Source organism: Pedobacter sp. UC225_61 (genome assembly GCF_044452285.1).
GTDB lineage: Bacteria > Bacteroidota > Bacteroidia > Sphingobacteriales > Sphingobacteriaceae > Pedobacter.
This window is the reverse complement of sequence record NZ_JBIOAL010000001.1, coordinates 3,073,791-3,091,453: the sequence shown is the minus strand read 5'-3', so window position 1 is coordinate 3,091,453 and position 17,663 is coordinate 3,073,791. Positions and strand designations below refer to the sequence as shown.

Sequence of the window (17,663 nt, the reverse complement as noted above, 5' to 3'; positions counted from 1 at the left end):
CATGATACGATACGCTGCCATAGATATAGGCTCTAATGCTGTTAGATTGCTAATTGCTGATATTACATTGAATGATAATGGTTATGGTTTTAAAAAGAATACACTAGTTAGGGTGCCTTTGCGCTTAGGTGATGATGCTTTTTTAGATCATAAAATATCAGCAAAAAAGACAGAAGACTTAGTGAAAACCATGAGCGCTTTTAAAAATCTAATGGATGTTTATCATGTTTCGAAATATTTAGCCTGTGCAACATCCGCTATGCGTGAAGCAGAAAATGGGAGAGATATTATAAAGAAAATAAAGGCTTTAACAGATATAGATTTAGAAATTATTGAAGGTCAACGTGAAGCTAATATTATTTATTCAAATCATATTGAACAAAATTTAGATTCAAAAAAGAGCTATTTGTATATTGATGTTGGTGGTGGTAGTACAGAACTTTCTGTTTTTGTAAACAAACAACCACTTGCTTCAAAATCATTCAACATTGGTACCATCCGTATTTTAGATAACCAAGATAAAGATGAAACTTGGGAAGATATGAAAGTTTGGGTAAAAGAACATACCAAAGATTTAAAGAATTTAGCAGGTATTGGTACTGGTGGAAACATCAATAAATTGTTCCGCATGTCTGGAGAAAAAGAGGATATGCCACTTACGTTCTTGAAACTGAAAACGTTGTATAACGAACTTAATTCGTATTCGCTAAAAGAGCGTATTACGCTGATGAAACTCAATCAGGATAGGGCAGATGTAATTATTCCAGCTTGTGAAATTTACCTTACTTTAATGAAATGGACAGGAATTAAGCAAATTTATGTACCTAAAGTGGGTATGGTTGATGGTATTATCAATTTATTAATTGAAGAAAATTTGGAGATTTAATGCTCAACCATCATTCTGAAAGTTAAGTTTATTCTTGGCTTGTTAATTAATTTAGTTGGCGGTAACCGATGTAACCAATTCTTTTGTGTAGTATCTTTCATCACCAATAAACTGCCATTTTCTAAAACCAAAGAAATCCGTTCTTTGGTCGTTTTATGTTTAAATGAAAATTTCCGTTCAGCCCCAAAACTTAAAGAAGCGATAGCTCCATTTTTCTTTAAATCTTTCTCGCCATCGCTATGCCACGCCATTCCTTCATCACCGTTGTGATATAGATTAAGGAGACAAGAATTGTATTTTTCGCCAGATTTTTCTTCAACTAAAGTTTTTAAGGCTAATAATTCCTTCGTCCAAATTAATGCTTGCTTAGTGATATTCGAGTAGGTGTATTCAAAATTATTATCACCATACCACGCTACTTTTCTTTTGGTTAAAATGTGTTTTCCGAAAATTATGGCTTCATCCTGTTTCCATTCTATAGTCTTTAATAAACTATCACAATATTGATTAGCTAGTGAATTTGGCATAATCTTGCCGTAATAATTTACAGTTCCCTCGTATGGCAAAAGGTTCAGGGTTTGATCTAATTCGGTGCTAAATAAATCCATTTTTCTTTTAGTTAAATAGCATTTGCAATTTGAGCAGCTTCCCAACCCAATAACATACTTTTTCGGACTTGTCCCCAATGATATTGCCCAAAATTACCTGAAGACTGGATAACTCGATGACAAGGAATTAAAAACGCAATAGGATTATCGCCAATAGCAGAACCCACTGCTTTAGATGCATTAGGATTACCGATTGCTTTTGCAATTGCACCATAAGTCGTAAAATTTCCTTTCGGGATTTTTAATAATGTTTCCCAAACTTTTAGTTGAAACGCTGTGCCTTTTAAATGCAATTTTACTTCCGCTGCTTCATTCCAATCTTGATTAAAAATAGGTAATGCAGCTTTTTGTATGGTATCCTTTTGTTTGTTGAATTTAGCTTGAGGAAATTGCTGATTAATTTCGCTAAAAGCATTATTTTCATCATCGGCAAATGCCATATAACAAATTCCTTTAGCTGTTGAAGCGACTAATAAATTACCAAATGAAGTAGAGTAGTATTCGTAATTAATCGCTAAATCTGCCCCGCCATTTTTAAATTCTCCAGGTGTCATTCCTTCAATATTTATAAATAAATCGTGTAAGCGGTCAGTGCTAGATAAGCCAGTTTCAAAAGCTGTATCGGATAAAGTCAATTGTTGATCTCTTAAGATGTTTTTTGCGTATGATAAACTCAGATATTGCAGAAACTTTTTAGGACTAACTCCTGCCCATTCAGTAAACAATCTTTGAAAATGAAAAGGGCTTAAGTTTACTCTTTTGGCTACTTCGTCTAACTCTGGTTGTGCTTTAAAGTTCTCTTGCAAATAGCTAATTGCTTCTGCAATACGATAATAATTTAACTGCTCTTGTGTACTCATTTTAATTCTTTTGATACATCAAAGGTAGTTCGCCATATAACCTAATGAAACCCGAAAGTTGCTCTTTTATAAGTCAAGAAAGCTCGTTGCTTTATCATCAACAAACCAATCTAAATTACCATTTAAGGGTTTAATCAGCTGTGCTGGATAAATAAAATAATCTTTTTGCTCATCGGCAATTACATGATTTAAGGCATTCGCCTTATTCTCTCCAAAGGTGATGAAAGCAATATTTTTAGCTTTGTTAATTAAGGGTGCAGTTAAACTGATACGAAAAGTATCTAATTTTTCTACCCAAACAGCTTCAACTGTCGGATGAATACTTTTTACTAACTCAGTTTCAGGGAAAATAGAAGCAGTGTGCGCATCGTCTCCCATGCCTAAAAGGATAAGGTCAAATACAATTTCTTCACCATTAAAATGCTTGTCTAAAGCTGCTTTGTAAGCCTTTGCAGAATCTACTGGTGGCAAAGTAGTATCGATATAGAAAATATGATCTTCGGGAGTTTGTAGGTTATTAAACAAATTTTCCTTGGCCATTAATCCATTGTAATCTTTATGTTCGGGTAAAACATATCTTTCATCCCCAAAAAAGAAATAAACCTTTGTCCAATCAACTTTATCTTTAAAAGTAGTTGATAATTCTTTATAAAGTTCTTTTGGAGAATTTCCACCAGTTAAAACAAAATCAAATCTACCTTTGCTAGTAATTGTTTTATTTGCAATTTCAATTACATAAGCAATTAGATTTTCATTTAATTCTGCTACAGATTTAAAGATGTGTAAGTTCATGTTTTTAATTTATCACCATTGCGAAAAGTAAAACGACGAAGCAATCTATCTTGTAGGAAAGATTGCTTCGCTTTGATCGCAATGAAGTTTATACTAATTTATTCTTTATCCTTTAATGGTAATGTAAACCAATGGAAACCGTCTCTTGCGATTAATGCCTCTGCATCTTCTGGTCCCCAACTATCTGCTTGGTAATTAGGGAAATTTAAAGATTTTTTGCTTTCCCAAGTATTTATAATTGGCATTACCAATTCCCAAGCTGCCTCTACTTGATCACCTCGCATAAATAAAGTTTGATCCCCATTCATTGCATCTAACAGTAAAGTTTCGTAAGCTTCTGGTGTATCTGTATCATATGTACCTTTATAGTCAAATACCATGTCAACCGGATTTAGAACCATTTTTACGCCTGGTCTTTTTGCTTGAACCTGCAAACGAATACTCATTTCTGGCTGTATGCTTATAATTAAGCGGTTTTGTTGCCAAGTTTCAGTAGCTCTTGCGGAAAAGATATGATGAGGAACATCTTTAAATTGAATCGTAATTATTGAGGAGGTTTGGTTCATCCTTTTCCCTGTACGCAAGTAAAAAGGAATTCCTTGCCAACGCCAATTGTCGATAAAAAATTTAACTGCAGCAAAGGTTTCGGTATTCGAATGTGCGTCTACACCGGTTTCGTGTCTATATCCTGGTACTTCTTTCCCTTCTACCCAACCTTTACTATATTGTCCACGAACTGCATTAGAACTAATTTCTTCAGGTTTAAAAGGTCGCATCGCTCTTAAAACTTCAACCTTTCTATCTCTAATTTCATCTGCATCAAATGAAATAGGAGCTTCCATACCTACTAAACATAGTAACTGTAATAAGTGATTTTGGATCATGTCTCTCAATGCACCAGCACCTTCGTAATAACCACCACGATCGCCAACACCTAGTTGTTCAGTTACTGAAATTTGAATATGCTCAATATAATTTCTGTTCCATAATGGCTCAAATAAGGAATTAGCAAAACGGAAAGCCATCATATTTTGAACGGTTTCTTTACCCAAATAATGATCTATGCGATAGATTTGTTTTTCAGTGAAAATTTTGCTTAATAATAAATTTAACTCTTTTGCACTCTCTAAATCGTGGCCAAATGGTTTTTCAATAACAATTCTACTGTTATCTTCATCTTCAGTTAATTTATATTTGCATAAACACTCAGCAATTAGTGGAAAGAAGTTAGGCGCAACAGCCAAATAGTAAATAATTTGTGTTTCCTTACCAAAATCAGCTTGCAATTTTTCTACTGTTTCTTTTAAGTTTTCAAAAGTCTTCGGAGTAGTAATATCTGTTGGACAGTATTTAATATTAGATTCAAAAGAGCTCCAAGTTTCTTTTTTAACTTTTCCATTTCTAGAGAATTCATTTACATTTTCTAAAATAACTTCTTGGTATTTCTTATCAGTAAATTTTGTTCTACCAGTCCCAATAATTGAAAATTTTTCTGGCATATAACCTTCTGTAAATAAGTTATATAAAGCAGGAGCAAGTTTTCTTTTGTTTAAGTCGCCTGTGCCACCAAAAATTACAAATATGGTTGGATTAAGTTTGCTTTTTTTCTTCATCTTAGTAGTCTTTATAAATTCTTTTCGTTCCAATCTGCGTGAAAAATTCCTTCGCTATCTATGCGCTCAAATGTATGCGCACCGAAGAAATCTCTTTGAGCTTGTGTTAAATTAGAGGGCATTCTACCTGTTTTTAAAGTATCAAAATAGGTTAGGGCAGCAGCAAAACAAGGAATGCCAATACCTGCATTAATTGCAGATGAAACCACATTTCTTGTGCCTTTTAAACTCTTCTTTATTTTTACTTGAATACCCGCATCAGCAAATAAATGCTCTAAATCAGGTTGTTTTTTATAAGCCTGATAAATATCTTCTAAAAATTCAGCTCTAATTATACATCCACCACGCCAAATTTTCGCGATTTCTGATAAGTTTAAATCATATTTATACTCGATAGATGCTTTCCATAACAAATGCATACCCTGTGCATAGGCATTTGCCATTGCGAAATAGAAAGCTTCCTCTAAATCATCGATAAAATCTGCTGTAGCTTTCATTTTTTCTGATGGACCATAAGCCTCATCAAGCTCAACTCTTAGTTTTTTAAGTTTTGATAAATTTCTTGTAGATACTGCAGAATCAATTATCGGAATTGGGGTTTCAATATCCATTGCAACTTGTGAAGTCCATTTACCGGTTCCTTTAGATTTTGCTTCATCCTTAATTTCATCTACCAATAAATTGCCTGTTTTAACATCTTTAAAAAGAAATACATCCTTAGTAATTTCCATTAAAAATGACTTTAAACGACCATTATTCCATTTTTCAAATACGCCTTGAATTTGAGCATTATCGTAATCTAATCCATTTTTAAGAATTTCATACGTTTCTGCCAATAATTGCATAATCGCATATTCAATACCATTGTGCGTCATTTTTACGAAGTGACCAGAAGCACCTGGCCCAATGTAAGTTACACAAGGTTCACCATTAACTTTGGCAGAAACTGCTTCAAGCATCTTTTTAACAACTGCATATGCTTTTTTATCGCCACCTGGCATCATGCTAGGACCAAATCTAGCCCCTTCTTCACCCCCAGAAATACCCATTCCGAAGAAATGAATACCTTTTTCTTTTAACTCAATCGCTCTTCTGCTAGTATCCGTAAAATGAGAGTTTCCACTATCAATAATGATATCACCTTCATCCAATAAGGGTTGAAGTTCTAAAATTACACTGTCTACAATTGCTCCAGCAGGTACTAAAAGTATAATTGTACGAGGTGTTTGTAAACTTTGTACAAAATCTTTAATCTCTGAAAATCCTTTTAGGTTATGGTCTTTGCCTTCTTCTTCAAAAATTTGAAGCATTTTTTCACTCTTGTCGTAGCCAGTAACAGCAAATCCATTATCGGCCATATTTAATAGCAAATTACGACCCATAGTTCCTAAACCAACCATTCCGAAGGTGTATTGTGCTTTTTTATCGTTATTCATTTTATGATTTATTTATACTTTCTAAAATTAGTTTACTCTGCTCAAAACTCTTGTGTACATGCGCATTAATTCCCATTTGTTTAGCTATTGCTACATGAATGGCCCTATCATCAAAGTATAAGCAGTTTTGTGGTTCTTCTTGTGCAATCCCTAATGCGAGTTTAAAAATAGATGGATCTGGCTTAGAAAAGCCTACTTCACATGAGGAAATAAAAGCATCAAAACAGTCGTGTAGTTTGAATCTCTTAATTCGATAATCGTTAAATTCTTTTCCCTCGTTGTTAATAGAGAAAATTTTAATGTTGTTTTTCTTTTTCCAATCAATTAACCAAGGTAAAAATTCAGGTAACTGGTCAGATTTTGAAAACATAAACTCTTTAAATTCCTCTTTAGAAAAAGGACAGTCTACATTAAAGATAACAGCATCTAAATATTGATCTAAATTCAATTTTCCATTCTCGAATAAAGGGAAAGCTACAGCATGATCTTTTTGAAATTGAATAGGTTCTAACCCAAATTTTTCAACAGCTTGCATTCTTGCTTTATGGTTCCATCCATCACTTAAAAGTACACCTCCAATATCTAAGAAAAGTAACTTAACGTGTTTCATTATTTTTTCTGCGGATAAGTAGTGTGAACATGATATTTTTCTTTGGCAAGCCATAGCTTTGCGCCGCCTTTAATGCCATCTTTATTAGAAACTAATTTGATGTTTTTATCTAAATTGAAATTAATTTCGTTAGAATTTCCTCCTCCGATATACAACTTATCGTAATTGAAAACTGTTTTGTAAACTTCTATAATGTACTGTAAGCGCTTGTTCCATTCCTTTTTACCAACTTTATGAAAACCTCTATCGCCAATAAAATCATCATAGTCATCAGTTTTATTAACTGGTAAATGAGATAATTCTAAATGAGGAAGTAATTCTCCATCGAATAAAAGCGAAGTGCCAAAACCTGTGCCTAGTGTGAATACAATTTCGAAACCTTTGCCGCTCACAATGCCTAAACCTTGTTGATCCGCATCATTTATTAATCGTACGGGCTTACCAAACAAATTACTTACTTGTTGAGCAAGATCTACATTAACCCATTTATTTTCGGCCAAATTTGGTGCAGTTTGTACAATTCCATTTTTTACATAACCTGGAAAGCCGATAGAAATTTTCTCAAAAGATTTAAAATCTGCTGTAAGTTTTTTTATGCCTTTTAAAACAGCTTCTGGAGTTGATTTTTTAGGAGTTGGTGTTTTTTTGAAATCAGTTAATAATTTCCCTTTTGGACTTAATAAACATGCTTTGATGTTAGTTCCGCCTATGTCAATTGATAAAATATCTCCCTGTGGAACCTTATTGTGTAATGGCATAAGCTAAATAGATTTATAAAATTTGTTGCTCATCATCGATTAACAAAAATACAATCATTAAGTAGCTTAGCCGTAATATTTATGTAATAAGTTAGCCGTTAATTATTAACAAAAGCTTAAAAATGTTGATTAAAACACGATTTATCTTATAAATAGCTAAGCCACCATTGTGTATGTGTGGCTTTGTATTTTTGAAACCAAATACAAGGGCGATACAAAATTGCAACTACGCTAAGCCAAAGTAAATAAACAATAGGTAGATTATACCCTAATGCTGCTGGACGAAATAAAAATGGTACTTGTGGAGTAGCAATATCCTTTACACCATAACCACTGGCAAAGAAAACTATAACTAATAAAAAATGAAGAATATAGAAATGTAAAACGTAATAAAAGAATGGAACTTTTCCATAAGTCATTGTAATCTTAGCTAACCAATTTTTTGCATTTTCTAATCCAGAAAGCAGCATTAGCGCTGGTCCTAAAGTCATACCGTAATATTGTAATGATGGTGGGTATTTGCTCACATTAAAAAAAGAAAAAACCGTTTTAAATGAATTATCATAGACAATCCTTTGAGTCGGATTTCCATATAAACCAAAATAACGTAAAATGATAAAAGATAGAAATAAACTTAATCCACTATAAAATAATAGTTGTTTTCTTCTTTTTATATCAAATTCTTTAGTGTACCAATGCCCAATAGAAAATCCTAAAAACATAGCACCAGTCCAAGGTAAAATAGCATAAAAGACACCTATAAAGTGATTGCTATCTAACGGAATGATTGTGCCACTTGTAGTAAATAAAATTGATATTAAACCACCACTAAAAGTAGTTGGAGCTGGTAGTTGAAGATAATTGAAAATGTTATGACCAAAAAATAGGAGAAATCCAACTATCAGAACTAGTTGGTGAGAAATTCTACTCAATATACCTAATAAAACCATGCTACAGCCTATTGCCCAAATTACCTGTAAAATAATGAAATTGTAAAGAGGGTTAAAGGTTAAGCCCAATGTAATTAATACGATCTCTACAACTATGAGCCAAAGTCCTCTTTTAATTAAAAAATTGCTTGCTTGTTTTGGTTCTTTATTCTGTGAGGAAAGATATGCAGATATTCCTGATAAAAAAACAAATGTAGGTGCACAAAAATGAGTTATCCAACGGGTGAAAAACAGAAAAATAGTGGTAGTTTCTGGATTCATAGGATCGGCCATGATACTGCCATTGTGGAAAAAATCGCGGGTATGATCTAAAGCCATGATGATCATCACTAATCCTCTTAAAATGTCAATAGAGAGAATGCGTTTGTTAGCAGTTGTCATAAGAGCGTTGGTTGGTTAACTAAAATTACACTATTCCATTGAATATTAAAACTTTAGGTTTTTTATTTACCATTGAACCCATCAGCTCATCAGTTTCTATGTTTTTAAAATATAAACTGTCTGATTTTTTTAGTTGCTTTTTTAAGCAATAGTAATGGTGTAAACAATTGATCCAGTTAAGGGCAGCAATTTTGTTTTTCCATAGTTGAGGACATAAAAAAACAGTATCAGATTCTAGCCGTACCAAATTTTTACTTTCCCATTCTTTAATATTGGAAATAATTTGAGCGGTTTGTTGAGCTAAATCAGATTTTGAAACTACTTTTTTATTTGCATATATCATTAGGGTAAAGATAATAATGAGAAGCAAATAATTTGATATGAAACAAAAAATGCTATCAGCCTTGCGACTAATAGCATTTAATTATGCGGAGAGTGGGGGATTCGAACCCGCGGACCCTTTGACAAGTCAACAGTTTTCAAGACTGCCGCAATCGACCACTCTGCCAACTCTCCGCCGCAAAAGTACAAACTCTGATTAAATCTGCAAACTCTGAATAGCTTTTTTTTGAAGAAAGTGGCTAAAAGCTTATAACAGAGGGATAAAAATTTATAATTTCTCTTTTTTATGTTGTAATAGACATTAAATTGTTGTTTAGTAAATTTTCATTCATTAACATTTAAAATAAGAAAAATGAGTAATATATTCCCCAATATGCGATTTATAGATGGTAAATAATACTCAGTTATGCTAAATAAACGCAATTGGTATTAATTGAGATAAGTTTTAATTAATTTTAAACTATTAATAATCAATTAATTATACTTTTAAGAAATCTTTTCTCTTTAAAGTAAATGTTGGGCATGTTTTTCGTTAAATGGTTCTCAACACTATTGATTTAATGAAGCTTTTCTCATCCCTATTTATTATTTTCTTTTTTAGTTCACTTTCTTTTAGCGCTAAAGCCGCAAATGGTTGTTTGTCTAGTAGTACCACGTACACCTATATTAATCCCGAAGGAAAAAATCGAAATGGGGTTCCCTCTTACTATCATAGATATGAATCTGATCGTATAGCAAGTACTAATACTTATTGTCAAGTAAATACTGGAGAGGGTTGCTATATTTACTCAACACGTGATGGATACACTAGTAGTCCAGGAACAATTGTACAATACAGTCTTGTAAATAATTGTCCTATAGATGATTATGTTGGTTATATCGTATGTGGCTTTGCTATTATCGGATTTCTATCCTTGAAGAAACTATAATTAAAAGGGAGAGAAGTTATTTCTCTAATTTTTCTTCTACAGGAAGGGGTTTTTTGAAGATATTGAAGTTTGGTCGAATGATTTTAACACTTCTTTTTGATAAATCAACACTTGCGTTAAGTTCAAAGCCCACCAATAAAATCAATGAATTTAGGTAGAGCCAAATCATAACTACGATTAAGGTACCAATAGAACCATAAATTTTATTGTAGGAACTAAAATTATTGATATAGAATGAAAATCCCCATATTGTAAGAAAGGCGAGTATAGTAGCTAACCATGAACCTGCACTAAAAAATTTCCATTTTTTAGCATGGGCTGGTCCGTAACGGTATAAAATGGAAACTGTAATAAAGTACAAAACACCCAATAATGTCCAACGAGTAAACTGAATAGCAAAAAGTGTAATACCACCTTTATAATGTAGCTCTTTTTGTAAATAGGTTAATAGAAGCTCGCCCATGGCCATTGCAACAATGCAAACAATTACAGATAAGGAAATAATCACCGTTAAAATTACTGCAACTAATCTTTGTTTCAGCCAAGTTCTAGTTTCTACTATAAGTGATGATTTATTAAAAGCTACCATCAATTTATGAACTCCATTTGTTGCAAAAAATAAAGACAATACAAAACCAACAGAAAGTAAACTGCCATTTTGAATGTTTACAATTTCATTAATAGTAGTTTCAAAAGCTAAAAATGCATTGTTTGGCAATACCAATGCTAATAGAGACATCAAAGTGTCTTGAAAGCCTATACTTTTGGGTATGTATGGAATTAAAGTAAACAAGAAAATGATGGCAGGAAAAATAGCCAACATAAAATTGTAAGATAGTGATGATGCTTTATTTACTAATGCTTCTTTTCCAATCTCTTTAAAAAAGAAAGTAGCTACTGTATAAATAGGTAGGGGACTAAAGCCAGGTAATACACAAACTTTTGTCCATTCAATAAAAAGAGAATAGATTTTAAGCCTTAATAACTGTTTGTGTATCCAATTCATTTGTTAACTAAAATATTGACGAACGTTTTTCATGAAACTCTCAGGTGGTTGGCAAGGTCTTCTAGTTTGCTTATTTACAAAAACTAAAGTGGTTTTGCCGGTATTAATAAGTTCATTTGTTTCATTATAAATTTCGTATTCTACATTTAATCTAACGGTAGGTAATTCCTTTACAATAGATTTTATGGTTAAAACCTGATTATAATATGCTGGTTTTAGATACCTAGATTGTAGTTCTAAAATAGGAAGCATAATTCCTTCTGCTTCCATAGATTCATAAGTCATGCCAGAACATGCTTCAAAACATTCAGTTCTTGCCAATTCGTAATATTGAGCATAATTACTATGGTGTACTATACCCATTTGATCAGTTTCTACATAGCGAACCCTAACTTTGCTTTCGTATACAAACATTATTTATAGATATTACGTTTGTTTAAGGCTTCTCTATATTTTTTGGCATTAATTTCATGTTGCTCTCTGGTTTCAGCAAAATTATGGTAACCAGAAAAATCTTCTTTAGCACACATGTAGATATAATTGTTAGCTTCTCTATTTAAAACTGCATCAATTGCTTTAATACTAGGCATCATGATTGGTCCTGGAGGTAATCCTGCATATTTATATGTGTTATATTTAGAATTAAAGGCTAAATGCGAATTAAGTACTCTTTTAATTGTAAAATCACCAGTAGCAAAAATTACCGTTGGGTCTGATTGCAGCAAAATGCCTTTGTTCAAACGATTTAAATATAATCCGGCGATAATTGGCATTTCTTTATCGTAGAGCGCTTCTGAATCAACTATAGATGCTAAAATAGAAACCTCAATAGGAGTTAAGTTAAGTTTTGCTGCTTTTGCTTTACGTTCATCAGTCCAGAATTTAACATATTCCTTTTGCATTTTTTCAAAGAATTCAGTTGGACTGATATTCCAATATAATTCATATGTATTTGGAATAAACATCGCATAGATATTTTCTGTATTAAACCCATATTTTTCCACTAAAGCAGCAGAATCTAACACTTGAATAAAAGCTAAAGAATCGGCCTCCATATTTTTTGCTAAATAGGCGGCAAAATTTTCTTTCATTCTTATGTTTTGAAATTTCAATTTTACAGCATCTTGATTACCAGCTTTTATCTTGTTAATCAAGGTGCGATTATTCATTCCTTTTTTTACAGCATAACGGCCTGGTTTTATAGCTTTTGCCAAATTCATTTTAACAGCTGCGTCTTTAAAAGATTCTTCGTTTTTTATTACTCCACTTTCTAACAAATCATGTAAAAATCCATTATAATCTGTACCTGTTTTTACGTAGATGTAACTGTTAGTTCTAATATTTGGTGCGAAATAGAGCGAATAAAATTGAAGTCCAAAAAATCCAGCAATTGCTGCTATTATTACTGCTATGCCTATTATAATCTTACTATTATTTTTCAATGGTCTTTTCTCGTTATTCATTTTATGATTGACTGCTAATTTTTTGGTTTGTTAGATAGCGTGATGTTTATAGGTGTTCCAATTTTTACTTTTATAGCCGTGTCTGCCGGTAATGGGAACTGTGAAATGACTACTGCATTAGCTGTATCTGTAATTACACCATCGTAGGTAATAGTTCCTAAGGTTAGCATTGATCCTCTTAACGAGAACCTAGCTTCATCAATGGTAAATCCGGTTAGGTTTGGCATCTCAATATCTTCTGCGCCTCTGCCATCGCCCAAGGTTAGGTTAATTCTCGATCCAGTAGGTAAAACTTCTCCACTTTTAATTAATTGGCCACCAAAATATGCTTCTAAAACTACATCTTTAGCAACATCTGGTTTATAAGTAGTATCGCCTAATTTTAAACGATAACTTTCTAAAATAGATTGTGCTTCTCTAAAAGATTTAGCTTCAATATCAGGAAATTTCACATTTGGTGCTTGTGAAGTATTTATTGTCAAGTAAATTGTTCTATTTCCCTTTACAAAAGTATTTGCATCTGGATCTTGATCGGTCACAATTCCAGGGGGTTTATCCATTATATAAACAGAATCAATCTCATAACGAAGTCCTAATTCTTCTAATTTACTAACAGCTTGTGCGAGTGTAAGTCCTTTTACTTCAGGAACATTTAAGCCTTCGCCGTGTTTAGTGTAAAATCGTAAACTAAAGAAAGCAATAGATAGAATGGCTATTACTGTACATATAGCCGCAATAAGATTATTTCTGAAAGATTTTGTTTTAAGATATGCAATAAAGTTGCTCATTTATTTCTCAGTGATAGATGTATAATAGTCCAAATTTAGTTTAAAAAAATATTTTATCTCAATTAAAATCAAATCTGCATCAACTAATTTATATTTTTGGATATAAATAGAAGATTATCCAATGAAGAAAACAATTGCATTATTAACAGGTGGTACAACAGGCGAATGGGTGGTGTCTGTAAAAAGCGCAGCAACAATTGCCCAAAATATAGATTCGACTAAATACGACGTATATAAAATAATGCTAACAGAGTCAGGATGGTTTTATGAGCCAGCTGAATTCAGTGAAAATAGATATCGATAAAAATGATTTTTCTTTAACCCTAAACGGGAGAAAAATAAAGTTTGATGGTGTTTTTATTGCTATTCATGGTTCGCCTGGTGAAGATGGGAAATTACAGGGTTATTTTGATATGATTGGTATTCCTTATACTACTTGCAACGCCTTAACATCGGCAATTACCATGAATAAAGGCTATACAAAAGCAATAGTTAATGGAATTAAAGATTTACATGTTGCTAAATCAATCCAAATATTTAAAAACATCGATTTCAATATTGATGACATTAAAAACAATTTAAAACTACCATATTTTGTCAAGCCAAATAGTGGTGGTAGCAGTATTGGAATGAGCAAAGTTAAACATGCTGATGATTTGCAAGCTGCCTTAGATAAAGCGTTTAATGAAGATGATCAGATTTTAATTGAAGAATTTGTAGAAGGCAGAGAATTTTCAGTTGGCGTTTTTAAAACCAAAGGTGAAATTATTGTTTTACCAGCTACTGAAGTCATTCCTGCAAATGAGTTTTTTGATTTTGAAGCAAAATATACACCTGGAGCAACTGAAGAAATTACGCCAGGTCGCATGACTGATGAAGAAAAGAACAGAGTTGAAGAAATAGTAACAGCTGTTTACCAAAAATTAAATTGCAATGGTGTAGTACGGATAGACTATTTTTTACAAAACGAAACTAGCAATTTTTACTTTATAGAAATTAATACCATTCCTGGTCAAACAGCTACCAGCTTTATTCCACAACAAGTTGCCGCTATGGGCATGGAATTAAAAGAGTTTTATACACAGGTAATTGAGGAAGCGATTTAATCAAATACTTGGTTGTTAATGTGTTGTTTTTTAATATATTGTGTAATATATTAGCTAATTAATTTTAGTTATTTAGGGCAACTTTAAGCAGGTATTTAGAAAAAGCTTGCAGCTGAATCAATATACACGACATAATGAAAAAGAAAATAATAATCATTTCTGTATTGTGGGGCTTAGTCAATCTTATGTTATCCTGTTGTCATGATGCAATGACCATTTATTATAGCATAAATGAATTGAACATAGGAAACTGTGCTTTAGATAAACCCTCACCAGATCATTCCATAATAGCTCGTGGAGCGCATCGGATTCTTGTCGACCTAAAAGCGAATTCCTTTGTGAAAAATAACGCCAAATTTTCAACAATTAGCTCAGCATACGCAACTAGTTGTGAGGATAATCATGTTGGGCTGAAGGCAGATATTACTGAATTTTCGATTTCCTGTAATCAGAAAATCCTAGGAGTTGAGGCAGGACAACCGATCAGTTTTGATAAGATGAATATCTATAAAATTGGTTTCAATGAGGATTCAAAAAATCAGCGACAAACAATCGACGAATGGATTAGAATTTTAAACGTGGGTGGATATCTTTTAGCATTTCAGTGGTATATAGAATTTAAAGAACCCATTGTTTCAAATGAATACTTGAACTTTAAAATAAAGATCCGTCAAGAAGATGGTTCAACGTTTGTAGCCGAAACAAATGCTATTAGATTGCAATAAAAACATCAGGCTATCATCGGATATCAAACGAATATCACAAGTTTGCATGTAGGAAGAAGTTAAATTAATTGGCTAATTAGCCAATTAATTTAACTTAAAACTTAAACCAAAGTTTTCTTCCACTTACCGCGTTTAAACAAAATATATGCTGCTATGGTAATTCCAACTTCTGCTACTGGAATAGCGATAAATACACCTATTGGTCCCATATTTAAATACTTAGCCAGAAAGAAAGCAAAAGGAATTTGGAACAACCAAAAGGCAATAACATTAATTTTTGTTGGGGTCCAAGTATCGCCAGCACCATTAAAGGCACTTACTAATACCATCCCAATACCGTATAGTATAAACCCATAACTTAAAATTCTTAGCGCTTCTACTGCTACAACCTTAACTTGATCGTCTGTAGTAAAAAATGCTGCGAAATATTTACCGCAGGTTAGGAATAACACGGTAACACATGCCATAAATATGACAGAATACTTCATCGTTACGAATACAGATTGTTGTGCTCTATCCATATGCCCAGCACCCATATTTTGTCCGACTAAAGTTGCAGCAGCATTACTTAAGCCCCAAGCAGGAAGCATGAAAAACATCATTAAGCGTAAAGCAGTTTGATATCCAGCAGATCCATGATCTCCTCCAGTTGTCGCAACCAATTCTGCTAAGAATATCCAACTGCAAGAAGCGATTACAAATTGCAAAATTGCTGGAGCAGCTATTTTAACAATTGCTTTAATTTGTTCCCAATGCGGTTTAAAATAAGATAACTTAATTTTTAATGCGCTATTTCCTCTTACTAAATGAAAGATTTGATAACCAACTCCGATGCCTCTACCTAATGCAGTTGCCATTGCAGCACCTGTTAATCCAAATGCCGGAATTGGTCCAAAACCTCGAATAAACAAAGGACATAAAATGCAGTTAGCCACGTTGGCAATGATTAAACTCTGCATGGCGATGGATGCATTACCAGCTCCTCTAAATATTCCATTAATTAAGAATAATAGCATGATAATCATACTGCTACCCATCATTATTTGAACAAAGGTAGTACCTTGAAGAGCAGTGGTTTCTGTAGCACCCATAAGCAATAAAAGTTCCTTTGCATAAATTAATCCAGCAACGCTGATAATTATATTTATAAATATAGAAATCACGATAGTTTGCATTCCTGCTTTTGCTGCCGCTTCAGGATTTTTCTCACCAATTCTACGTGCAACTACTGCAGTAGCAGCCATGCTCATGCCAATAGCTAGTGAATAAATGATGGTTAAAACAGATTCTGTTAAACCAACTGTTTGTATTGCGTTACTGCTATTTGGTAAATGGCCAACGAAGTAGAGATCTACTAACGCGAACACAGATTCCATCATCATCTCTAACATCATAGGAATTGCTAGAAGAAAAATTGCTTTGCGAATACTGATTGTTGTATAATCTGTTTCTTTGCCAATAATTGCTTGCCATAAAACAGTAAAAAAATTAGAAAGACCGCCTTTGGTCTTAGAAGATTGTAACATTTGAAAAATATAAGATATAAACCATAAGATGCTTGTTTTAAGCATCAATTATTTGATAAAAGAATGTGGATTTAGCTGTTAACAGCCAAATTTTTCCCTCGACACTATCATGGTTCAATAGATTTTGATGAAGCAAAAATATAAAAATAAATGAAACAGCAAATAGTATTTTATTCTTATCTACTGATTAAGATGTAATTAGCTAAATACTATACGCCTTAATCATTTCTTCGGTTACTTTGCAAGAACGTTGAGTTTGTAAATCTATCATCACATATTCAAAAATACCATCTGAAGAAACTTTGCCAGTGGTTTTATTAATGATTTCGAACTGAACATTACTACCTTTTTCGTTCATTTCTAATATGCCAGTTCGCACTATCATTTTGTCGCCCATTTTTAAAGGACGTTTAAAGTTGATGATTACTTTTGCTACAACCCATCCAAAACCTTGTTCAGAGAATTTTTCCCAGCTCATGCCATAAAATTTATCCATTTGCTCATAACGGGCAGCCAATACATAATCTAAATATTTGCTGTTATGTACGTGGTTAAACATGTCTATATCATCAGGACGAACATTTAACTCACTTTCGAAGATGCTAAATTGATTTTGGATCATAGTTGTAAAAGTAAAGCATTTTTGTGATTTATTAGGCCTGGGTTTGCTACCAAAAGATTTAAAGTACTACTTTTTCTAGTGAAAATGTAGTAAATTACTATGTAATACATGCTTTTACCAAGTTCCTCTTTTTAAACAAAATCTAGTATATACCAATGAAATAAATTAAGATGATGCTCGAGTCTTCTTCGTAGCAAGTCCGCATCTAGTCCGCATTTTTTCCAAGATAATGCGGACTAGATGTGGATTTATTATAGTCTCA

Annotated in this window: 20 protein-coding genes and 1 tRNA gene; 5 read left to right on the top strand and 16 right to left on the bottom strand. The window is 32.8% G+C overall.

Annotated elements, in window-relative coordinates; genetic code table 11:
• Position 1 precedes the first annotated feature (1 nt).
• Entirely contained in the window at positions 2-886 is an 885-nt protein-coding gene (locus ACHMWN_RS14095) for an exopolyphosphatase (protein ID WP_397302265.1), read from the top strand.
• Here the strand turns inward: ACHMWN_RS14095 and ACHMWN_RS14090 are convergent.
• From ACHMWN_RS14090 to ACHMWN_RS14045, 10 genes are all read right to left on the bottom strand, one after another.
• Positions 883-1,494, bottom strand: coding sequence for an alpha-ketoglutarate-dependent dioxygenase AlkB family protein (locus ACHMWN_RS14090; RefSeq protein WP_397302263.1), 612 nt, complete (start codon positions 1,492-1,494; stop codon positions 883-885). The genes ACHMWN_RS14095 and ACHMWN_RS14090 overlap by 4 nt on opposite strands.
• An 11-nt stretch (positions 1,495-1,505) precedes the next feature.
• Positions 1,506-2,354 (bottom strand): bifunctional helix-turn-helix domain-containing protein/methylated-DNA--[protein]-cysteine S-methyltransferase, encoded by an 849-nt coding sequence (locus tag ACHMWN_RS14085; protein WP_397302260.1) that lies wholly within the window; start codon positions 2,352-2,354, stop codon positions 1,506-1,508.
• Positions 2,355-2,420: 66 nt separating this feature from the next.
• A complete protein-coding gene (pgl, locus tag ACHMWN_RS14080) occupies positions 2,421-3,146 on the bottom strand; it encodes a 6-phosphogluconolactonase (protein ID WP_397302257.1) in 726 nt (241 codons plus the stop codon).
• Positions 3,147-3,244: 98 nt separating this feature from the next.
• Positions 3,245-4,759, bottom strand: a complete 1,515-nt coding sequence (gene zwf / locus ACHMWN_RS14075; RefSeq protein WP_397302254.1) for a glucose-6-phosphate dehydrogenase — start codon at positions 4,757-4,759, stop codon at positions 3,245-3,247.
• Between the two features lie 11 nt (positions 4,760-4,770).
• Entirely contained in the window at positions 4,771-6,195 is a 1,425-nt protein-coding gene (gene gndA, locus ACHMWN_RS14070) for an NADP-dependent phosphogluconate dehydrogenase (RefSeq protein WP_397302252.1), read from the bottom strand.
• Between the two features lies 1 nt (position 6,196).
• Positions 6,197-6,805, bottom strand: a complete 609-nt coding sequence (locus tag ACHMWN_RS14065) for an HAD family hydrolase (protein WP_397302249.1) — start codon at positions 6,803-6,805, stop codon at positions 6,197-6,199.
• Positions 6,805-7,563, bottom strand: coding sequence for an ROK family protein (locus ACHMWN_RS14060; RefSeq protein WP_397302247.1), 759 nt, complete (start codon positions 7,561-7,563; stop codon positions 6,805-6,807). Before ACHMWN_RS14060 ends, ACHMWN_RS14065 begins: the two co-directional genes overlap by 1 nt.
• Before the next feature lie 146 nt (positions 7,564-7,709).
• On the bottom strand, positions 7,710-8,894 hold the full coding sequence (locus ACHMWN_RS14055; RefSeq protein ID WP_397302244.1) for a DUF1624 domain-containing protein: 1,185 nt from the start codon (positions 8,892-8,894) through the stop codon (positions 7,710-7,712).
• A 25-nt stretch (positions 8,895-8,919) separates the two neighbouring features.
• Complete coding sequence (locus ACHMWN_RS14050; protein ID WP_397302242.1) at positions 8,920-9,237, bottom strand: hypothetical protein; 318 nt, start codon at positions 9,235-9,237, stop codon at positions 8,920-8,922.
• A gap of 86 nt (positions 9,238-9,323) precedes the next feature.
• Positions 9,324-9,410 (bottom strand) — tRNA-Ser (locus ACHMWN_RS14045).
• 386 nt (positions 9,411-9,796) lie between these two features.
• On the opposite strand from ACHMWN_RS14045, the gene ACHMWN_RS14040 reads away from it, so the two are divergent.
• The gene (locus ACHMWN_RS14040) at positions 9,797-10,165 is read left to right on the top strand and encodes a hypothetical protein (protein ID WP_397302239.1); all 369 of its coding nucleotides are present in this window, start codon (positions 9,797-9,799) and stop codon (positions 10,163-10,165) included.
• A 16-nt stretch (positions 10,166-10,181) separates the two neighbouring features.
• On the opposite strand, the gene ACHMWN_RS14035 is transcribed toward ACHMWN_RS14040, so the two are convergent.
• The 4 genes from ACHMWN_RS14035 to ACHMWN_RS14020 are packed head-to-tail and all read right to left on the bottom strand — an operon-like array spanning position 10,182 to position 13,422.
• On the bottom strand, positions 10,182-11,171 hold the full coding sequence (locus ACHMWN_RS14035; RefSeq protein ID WP_397302236.1) for a YihY/virulence factor BrkB family protein: 990 nt from the start codon (positions 11,169-11,171) through the stop codon (positions 10,182-10,184).
• A gap of 3 nt (positions 11,172-11,174) precedes the next feature.
• Positions 11,175-11,585 (bottom strand): acyl-CoA thioesterase, encoded by a 411-nt coding sequence (locus ACHMWN_RS14030; protein WP_397302234.1) that lies wholly within the window; start codon positions 11,583-11,585, stop codon positions 11,175-11,177.
• On the bottom strand, positions 11,585-12,634 hold the full coding sequence (gene mltG, locus ACHMWN_RS14025) for an endolytic transglycosylase MltG (protein ID WP_397302231.1): 1,050 nt from the start codon (positions 12,632-12,634) through the stop codon (positions 11,585-11,587). Before mltG ends, ACHMWN_RS14030 begins: the two co-directional genes overlap by 1 nt.
• Positions 12,635-12,648: 14 nt before the next feature.
• The gene (locus ACHMWN_RS14020) at positions 12,649-13,422 is read right to left on the bottom strand and encodes a PASTA domain-containing protein (protein WP_397302229.1); all 774 of its coding nucleotides are present in this window, start codon (positions 13,420-13,422) and stop codon (positions 12,649-12,651) included.
• Positions 13,423-13,543: 121 nt separating this feature from the next.
• On the opposite strand from ACHMWN_RS14020, the gene ACHMWN_RS14015 reads away from it, so the two are divergent.
• The 3 genes from ACHMWN_RS14015 (at position 13,544) to ACHMWN_RS14005 (ending at position 15,253) form a co-directional block, all read left to right on the top strand.
• Positions 13,544-13,726, top strand: coding sequence for a hypothetical protein (locus ACHMWN_RS14015; protein WP_397302227.1), 183 nt, complete (start codon positions 13,544-13,546; stop codon positions 13,724-13,726).
• A complete protein-coding gene (locus tag ACHMWN_RS14010; protein WP_397302224.1) occupies positions 13,707-14,528 on the top strand; it encodes a D-alanine--D-alanine ligase in 822 nt (273 codons plus the stop codon). The genes ACHMWN_RS14015 and ACHMWN_RS14010 overlap by 20 nt, the downstream gene beginning before the upstream one ends.
• Positions 14,529-14,662: 134 nt before the next feature.
• On the top strand, positions 14,663-15,253 hold the full coding sequence (locus ACHMWN_RS14005; protein ID WP_397302222.1) for a hypothetical protein: 591 nt from the start codon (positions 14,663-14,665) through the stop codon (positions 15,251-15,253).
• Positions 15,254-15,354: 101 nt separating this feature from the next.
• Here ACHMWN_RS14005 and ACHMWN_RS14000 read toward each other — a convergent pair whose 3' ends face one another.
• A complete protein-coding gene (locus ACHMWN_RS14000) occupies positions 15,355-16,779 on the bottom strand; it encodes an MATE family efflux transporter (protein WP_397302219.1) in 1,425 nt (474 codons plus the stop codon).
• A 202-nt stretch (positions 16,780-16,981) separates the two neighbouring features.
• Positions 16,982-17,401: an acyl-CoA thioesterase gene (locus ACHMWN_RS13995; protein ID WP_397302216.1), complete on the bottom strand. Its 420-nt coding sequence runs from the start codon at positions 17,399-17,401 to the stop codon at positions 16,982-16,984.
• Positions 17,402-17,663 lie beyond the last annotated feature (262 nt).